A 6,874-nucleotide genomic window follows, 5' to 3' on the forward strand; every position below is an offset into this window, starting at 1 on the left:
TCCAAGAGTCGGCTCAAAAAGCCTCTCAGCCCTGCGGCACCCCTAGCGGTCTAGCCTTATTATATTATATAACTTTAATTCAAAAATAACACAGGCCTGACAAAAATGCAAAGCGCCTAGCCAGCAAAAGTCAGGAAAATACAATCGCCGGGTCGTAGTCACAATTTGTCCAAAGCTCTTGACTTTTATGTAACCGCTCATTACAATGAGCACATACTCAATATGTGGAGCAAATAGAATATGCTACAGATGCATCTAATCACTACGATCAACCAAAAGGTGCTGGGCCTGCTTGCGAAATTCTCGGACGAGGAGTTCTATGAGCGGGAAGTAGCTCGTAAGCTCGGGATATCTACCGGCTCGGCAAACCGGTCACTAAACGGGCTATATTCCACAGGGGCTGTCCTACGCCGTCGAGAGGGTAAAATGTATTTCTATTCTATCGATTCCTCTAATGCTGCCTCCACCGAGTTCAAGAAAATGGTGAATCTTATGCTGGTTGAACCATTAATAGAGGAACTGAAGAAGATGTCAAATCGTATTATACTATATGGCAGTTGTGCTCTCGGAACTGATACCTCTGAGAGTGATTTGGATTTATTCGTGGTATCGAGCAGAAAGGAAGATGTGGCCAATGCCATCGGTGATTTTAAATTCCCGAAGGGATTTGAGAATATTCATATTCAATCGGTGATTAGAACCCCCGTCGAGCTACTGGAGAGTGGAGAATCGGAGCGGACTTTCATAGAAGAAGTTGATCGCGGCATACTATTATGGGAAATGGTGGCTGGTGAATCAAGAGTTTAAGCAGTGTCTCGAAAACAAAAAGGTCGTTTCCTTCACCAGAGGTAAAAACCTGGTTAAGAAGGAACTCTCAGCCGCCAAAAGCGACCTGTTGGATGCAAGATCGGGCTATGAGAATGAGCGCTACAAATGGTCGACTATCCAGGGCTATTATGCTATGTTCCATGCCGCCAGAGCGCTTGTCTACTCTCGGGGCTATCGTGAAAAGAGTCACTACTACCTGGCTGTAGCTTTGAGAGCACTATTTGTGGACGAAGGTATAATGGATGCTCAGCTAGTTCGTGACTTTCTCAATGCTATGAATCTCCGCGAAGCTGCTGATTATGAAGCTGAATTCTCTCAATCTGGAGCGAAGGCAGTCATTGCTTCGGCAGAGAAGTTCATTGTAAAGGCAGCCGCTATTTTAGGTGTTAGCGAGTATTCTTTATGACGCAGAAAGAAATGACAAAAGATTTGAAGCCGATTAAGGATTACATACACTCTATTGGCAAAGCACTGACGGTTGGTGATGCTACCGAGCATACCCACCGCCCGGCGCTGAAAACACTGCTTGAAAATCTGGATTCTGCGGTAACCGCTACCAATGAGCCGAAACATATCGAGTGCGGCGCTCCCGACCTTATTCTCAGAAAAGGGTCAGTCACCATCGGCTATATCGAAGCTAAGGATATCGGTAAAAGTCTTGATGAGGCAGAGAAGACTGACCAGCTTAAGCGTTACCGCGATTCACTCACCAACCTGGTTCTGACCGATTACCTTGAGTTCCACTGGTATGTAGATGGGGAATGTCGTCTCAAAGCTCGCTTGGGAAGCCCGACCAAAGATGGCAAAATCAAGCGTGATAAAGACGGAGTTCAAGCTGTTGCCGAGCTTTTAGTCAATTTTCTCTCCCATAAAGCCGAGGGGGTAGGTACGCCAAAAGAGCTTGCCCGGCGTATGGCCCGGCAGGCACACCTTATCCGTAATCTCATCATCAATGCCTTTCAGAATGAGCCGGAGAGCAGCAGTCTACACACTCAACTAGTGGCTTTCCGCGCTAACCTCATCCCCGACCTGTCTGTCGAGTATTTCGCCGACATGTATGCCCAGACCATTGCCTACGGTCTGTTTGCCGCCCGCTGTATCTCTAAGAACGGCGCTTCCTTCACTCGCCTTGATGCAGTTCAGAATCTGCCCAAGACCAACCCGTTCCTGAGAAAGCTGTTTCAGTACATCGCCGGCTACGACCTCGATGATCGGATTGCCTGGCTGGTGGATGACCTAGCGCAGGTATTGGCACAGGCAGATATGGATGCAGTTCTGAAGGACTTTGGTAAGCACAGCGGCAAGGAAGACCCGGTGGTGCATTTTTACGAGACTTTTCTGAAGGAATACGACGAGAAGATACGGGATATGCGCGGCGTTTACTACACTCCGGAGCCGGTGGTTTCCTACATCGTGCGCTCTATCGACCACCTGCTGAAGACCCGCTTCAACAAGACACAGGGGCTGGCTGATGATAAAACGCTAATCCTCGACCCAGCGGTGGGTACGGCCACCTTCCTCTACATGGTGGTAAACGAGATTTACCAGGCTATCGTCGGCAAGGGACAGCAGGGATTGTGGAACAACTACGTGGCGGAGAAGCTTCTGCCGCGGATATTCGGCTTTGAGCTGCTCATGGCTCCCTATGCTGTCGCGCATCTCAAGCTAGGGCTTTTACTTCAGGAGACTGGCTACGAGTTCCACAGCGACCAGCGCCTGGGCATCTATTTGACCAACACGCTGGATGAGGCTATAAAGCATTCCGAGACGCTCTTTGCCCGATGGATAAGCGAGGAAGCCAACGCCGCTGCCAAGGTCAAGAAAGATGAGCCGATAATGGTAATGATAGGCAATCCGCCGTACTCCGGGCACTCGGCAAATAAGGGGGAATGGGCGAGGCAATTGGTGGAACGCTATAAGACCATTGACGGCAAGCCTCTGGATGAGAAAAACCTAAAATGGCTTCAGGACGACTATGTGAAATTCCTTGCCTTCAGTCAGTGGCGCATCGAGCGAACAGGGCAGGGCATCCTGGGCTTTATTACCAATCACTCTTATCTGGATAACCCCACCTTTCGCGGTATGCGGCAGTCCCTTATGAATACGTTTACGGATATTTATATTCTTAATCTCCACGGCAACGCCAAGAAAAAAGAGGTTGCTCCGGACGGTGGTAAAGACGAAAATGTATTTGACATCCAGCAGGGAGTGGCTATCTGTCTGCTGGTAAAAGAGTTGGGTGAAACCGAGCCTAGCGGGGTGCATTATGCTGACCTCTGGGGGCTAAGGGAGGACAAATATCATATCCTGATTGAGGACAATATAATCGAGACTAAATGGATTGAACTCAAACCAGGTAGTCCGTTTTACTTCTTCGTACCTATTAGAGAAGATTTGTTAGCAGATTACGAGAGGGGATGGAAGCTTTCAGATATTTTCCCTACAAATTGTGTAGGGTTATTCACAGCTAGAGATGGGTTGACTATCCGATGGTCAGCTAAAGAGGTTCAGAATACTATTCATGATTTTGTGAAATTACCGCCAGACGAGGCAAGAGATAAGTATAACTTGGGGGAGGATGTTCGTGATTGGAGGGTATCTCTGGCGCAGAAAGACCTCGAAGATTCGGGGTTGAGTCCAGAATTGATAGTCCCTATACTCTATCGCCCCTTTGATGTGCGCTATACCTATTACACTGGGCATTCTAGGGGATTCCATTGTATGCCTCGTCCCGACGTTATGCCTAATATTATTAAACGAGACAATCTAACGCTCTGTATAGGAAGAGCAGGGCAAGTCGTGGGTCCTACTCAATGGGACATAATTTACTGTAGCCGACAAATTGTGGACCTAAATATTTTCTACAGAGGTGGTGGCCAATGCTTCCCCCTCTACCTATACCCTGCCGAAGGGGAGATGCAGTTTGATGGCGGCAAGCGCCGCCCCAACCTGAATCCGGAGTTCATCAAGGCTGCCTCGGGGAAGCTGGGGCTGCCCTTCATTGAAGACGACCGTGGAGACTTGGTTCAGACCTTTGGCCCGGAAGACATCTTCAACTACGCCTATGCCGTCTTCCACTCGCCCACCTACCGCACCCGCTACGCCGAGTTCCTCAAGATAGACTTCCCGCGTTTGCCGCTCACCTCGGATAAAGGGCTTTTCAAATCGCTGGCGGCAAAAGGCGCTGAACTGGCAGCCCTGCACTTGATGGAGTCGCCCGCGCTGAATAACCTCTTTACAGAATACCCTGTCGCCGGCTCCAATGAAGTGGAAAAGGTAAGTTATGACGAAAATAGCCAGCGCGTCTACATCAACAAGACGCAGTATTTTGAGGGTGTGTCACTGGAGGTTTGGGATTTCCACATCGGCGGCTACCAGGTCTGCCAGAAATGGCTCAAAGACCGCAAAGTGAGAAAGCTAAACTACGATGAGCTAATCCACTACCAGAAGGTCATCGTAGCACTGAAAGAGACCATCCGGCTGATGGCTGAGATAGACGAGCTGATATCGGAGTGGCCGATTGGGTGAGGGCTAAAAGAGATGTGGGGTATGATAGCCAATATCTTCTCAAGCATATACCCCAGGTGAGCGGATAGATCTAGAGTTAGGATAAAAGTAAAATACTTTAAGTACGATTTAATCCGTAATGATGCCAGTGACATGCTAGTGGTAATTACTCCCTACCCAAATCGGTATTATGCCGAGATTGAATTCTCGCATCGTGGAAGTGCAACAACAATAAAGAACTTGATCCTTATTGTCAACGGAGATGTTAGCTTGGATGCTGCTAGTTTCAATCCTGTAAAGCTTCAACATGGCGACTTTCAAAAGTAGGTAGTTACCTTCCCTATGGAAGAGAATGTGGCAGTTACCGAAGGGACTTTTGAAATACAAGCAATCGATGCTTTTAAGAGAGTTGCTGACCGATTTAGAGGCCGTTTCCCCATTGTGCCGGCCATATGACAATAAGAGCGAACCTATCATTCCAGGAAGTTCAGACGCCAACAGACCGCACACGGCAACTATGAAAATGAACATTCCGTCAGAAAGTGCAGGCAACCTTTATCTTGACAAGCGTGTTATAATCAAATGAAGTTTTTAGAGGAGTTGGGAATAGAGCTACAGTCAAAGAGGTGCAACGAATATAGCAATAAATACGTTGCTTAATATATCTAACGACTGCCAACGAAGAAGAAACCTTTTGTTAACAAGGAGAAAAAGTAAAATGATAACTAAACCAATATCTAAGATTTTAGGCGTGGGACTGGCCATCGGCCTGACTCTTTCGCTGGGCGCCGCCTTTATTACTGCTCCTACGGCCCGGGCCGACGAAATGGAGTGGGGCCCGGTCAACACACCGAGCTGGGATGACATGTTCATCCTACCCAGCTCCGACATCCTCGACTACGCCGTCGGCGGCGACGAGGGCGAGATCATCTATGCCGTCCTCGAGTTATCCAGCGGCTGCACCGAGGTCGGCTGGCAGAATGAGAACGGCCAATGGTATAACTACGCCCTGGTCAAGTCCGATGACGGGGGCGTCACCTGGAACGACTTAACCGAGAACGTCGTCGAGGCCAGCAGCCTGCCAGATGTCCCCACTATTGGCGTATCCGACGACATCATGTGTCTTAACTTTGTGGCGCTGGCACCCGATGACGAGGACTGGGTGGCCGTGGCCGGCTACATCAACACAGGTAAAGTCGGCAGGGGTCCCGGCACACCCTTTGTTGTTGCCTCCGAGGACGGCGGCGACAACTTTACCTATGCCCATCCGATTGAGGACCCCTCCGCTGGCACTGCTGGTACTGCCATGGACTTTATGATGGACATGGCAATATCTCCAGCGGTAGGCGACATTCATAACATCGCCCTGGCCGGCATCTCTCTTGAAGGTTACGCTGCTCCCCCCGGACGGGGAGTCGTCTTCCGCCTCGAGGCGGGCACATGGCTTACCGGAAGCTGGGTGGACACCCGGTTCTATCCCGGCTGGAACGACAGCACCGATGACATCGATGACTGGGCTATCGAGATGTTCGGGGTGGTTGCCGTGGACTTCTCGCCCAACTTCGACATGGACGATACCATCGTCTGTATGTGTGTCCAGGATGCTGGTGTAGACATACCTACGTGCCCCTATATCCAGGAGGGCACCTGGAGTGATGACATCGCCTGGAACGCCGAGGCCGGCTTCCCCGATGCCGTCCAGATTACCGATGAAGGTACCACCCTGATCACACTGGCCGAGATTAGAAGCATGGGCTTCGCCCTGCCCGCCGACTTCGACGGTGCCGAACCGGCCGACAACAACATCTACCTCTACGTTGATGCGATAGACCCCATGGTAATGCCTCCTGTCATCAAGGGCTATGTCTTCATCTCTGAGGACGGCGCCCTGACCGGCCGCTGCGGCCCCTCGGGCGACCCGATACTGGCCAGCATCGACGTCTACGGTGACGCCGATACCTGTAAGGCCATGGTCGGCGTCTATGCGGAACAGTTGGCCGGGGTACTAGACGTGGCAGAACCGATACCCTGTGAAGGGGTGGCGGTCTACCACACCGTCGAGCTCGACGACTGTTGCCCGGAGTGGGAGTGCGCCTGCAAGGACCCCTCGGGTCCATACATGGCGGTGGTCTCCTACACCCCCGACGGTGAGAAGGCCTTCGCCTCCACCAGCGGCAGCTTCCAGTACCATCGTATTTTCTACATGGCCCCCTGGCCTGATTCTGAGGAATCCTACGGCAACCCGCTCGATGAATCCGCCTTCTCGGTGAGCCTCGACGACGCTGTCTCCTTCAACCAGATAGGTCTGATCGATACTAATATCGACGTGCTCTCCGATGTAGCCGTCTGCCCAGACTGTAGCGTTATATACCTATCCACTTTAAATAACGGTTTGTACCCCTGCCTTGGAGCAGAAGAAAACGGGGGTGCTAATCATGCAGTATCCCCTCGACTAGAGGGATGGTTTGCTTGCGATAGCGTCTGGCGGAGCTATGATAACGGCGATACTTGGGAGCGGATCTATCATGGTGACTGGCTA

General features: G+C 50.7%; 4 protein-coding genes. All 4 read left to right on the forward strand.

All coding sequences use genetic code 11. The features are described 5' to 3' along the window. Positions 1-240 precede the first annotated feature (240 nt). Complete coding sequence (locus tag PHI12_12500; protein MDD5511610.1) at positions 241-807, forward strand: nucleotidyltransferase domain-containing protein; 567 nt, start codon at positions 241-243, stop codon at positions 805-807. Then, entirely contained in the window at positions 791-1,234 is a 444-nt protein-coding gene (locus tag PHI12_12505) for a HEPN domain-containing protein (GenBank protein MDD5511611.1), read from the forward strand. Before PHI12_12500 ends, PHI12_12505 begins: the two co-directional genes overlap by 17 nt. Then, positions 1,231-4,356 (forward strand): N-6 DNA methylase, encoded by a 3,126-nt coding sequence (locus PHI12_12510; GenBank protein MDD5511612.1) that lies wholly within the window; start codon positions 1,231-1,233, stop codon positions 4,354-4,356. Before PHI12_12505 ends, PHI12_12510 begins: the two co-directional genes overlap by 4 nt. 697 nt (positions 4,357-5,053) lie before the next feature. Next, positions 5,054-6,874: hypothetical protein (locus tag PHI12_12515; protein ID MDD5511613.1), on the forward strand; the 1,821-nt coding region annotated here is incomplete at its 3' end.

The sequence above is a fragment of the Dehalococcoidales bacterium genome (assembly GCA_028716225.1).
Classification (GTDB): Bacteria; Chloroflexota; Dehalococcoidia; order Dehalococcoidales; family UBA5760; genus UBA5760.

Excerpts from the sequence above, each read along its gene's own strand:
- PHI12_12510 (MDD5511612.1), top strand. The coding sequence starts at position 1,231 with ATGACGCAGAAAGAAATGACAAAAGATTTGAAGCCGATTAAGGATTAC.
- PHI12_12500 (MDD5511610.1), top strand. The coding sequence starts at position 241 with ATGCTACAGATGCATCTAATCACTACGATCAACCAAAAGGTGCTGGGC.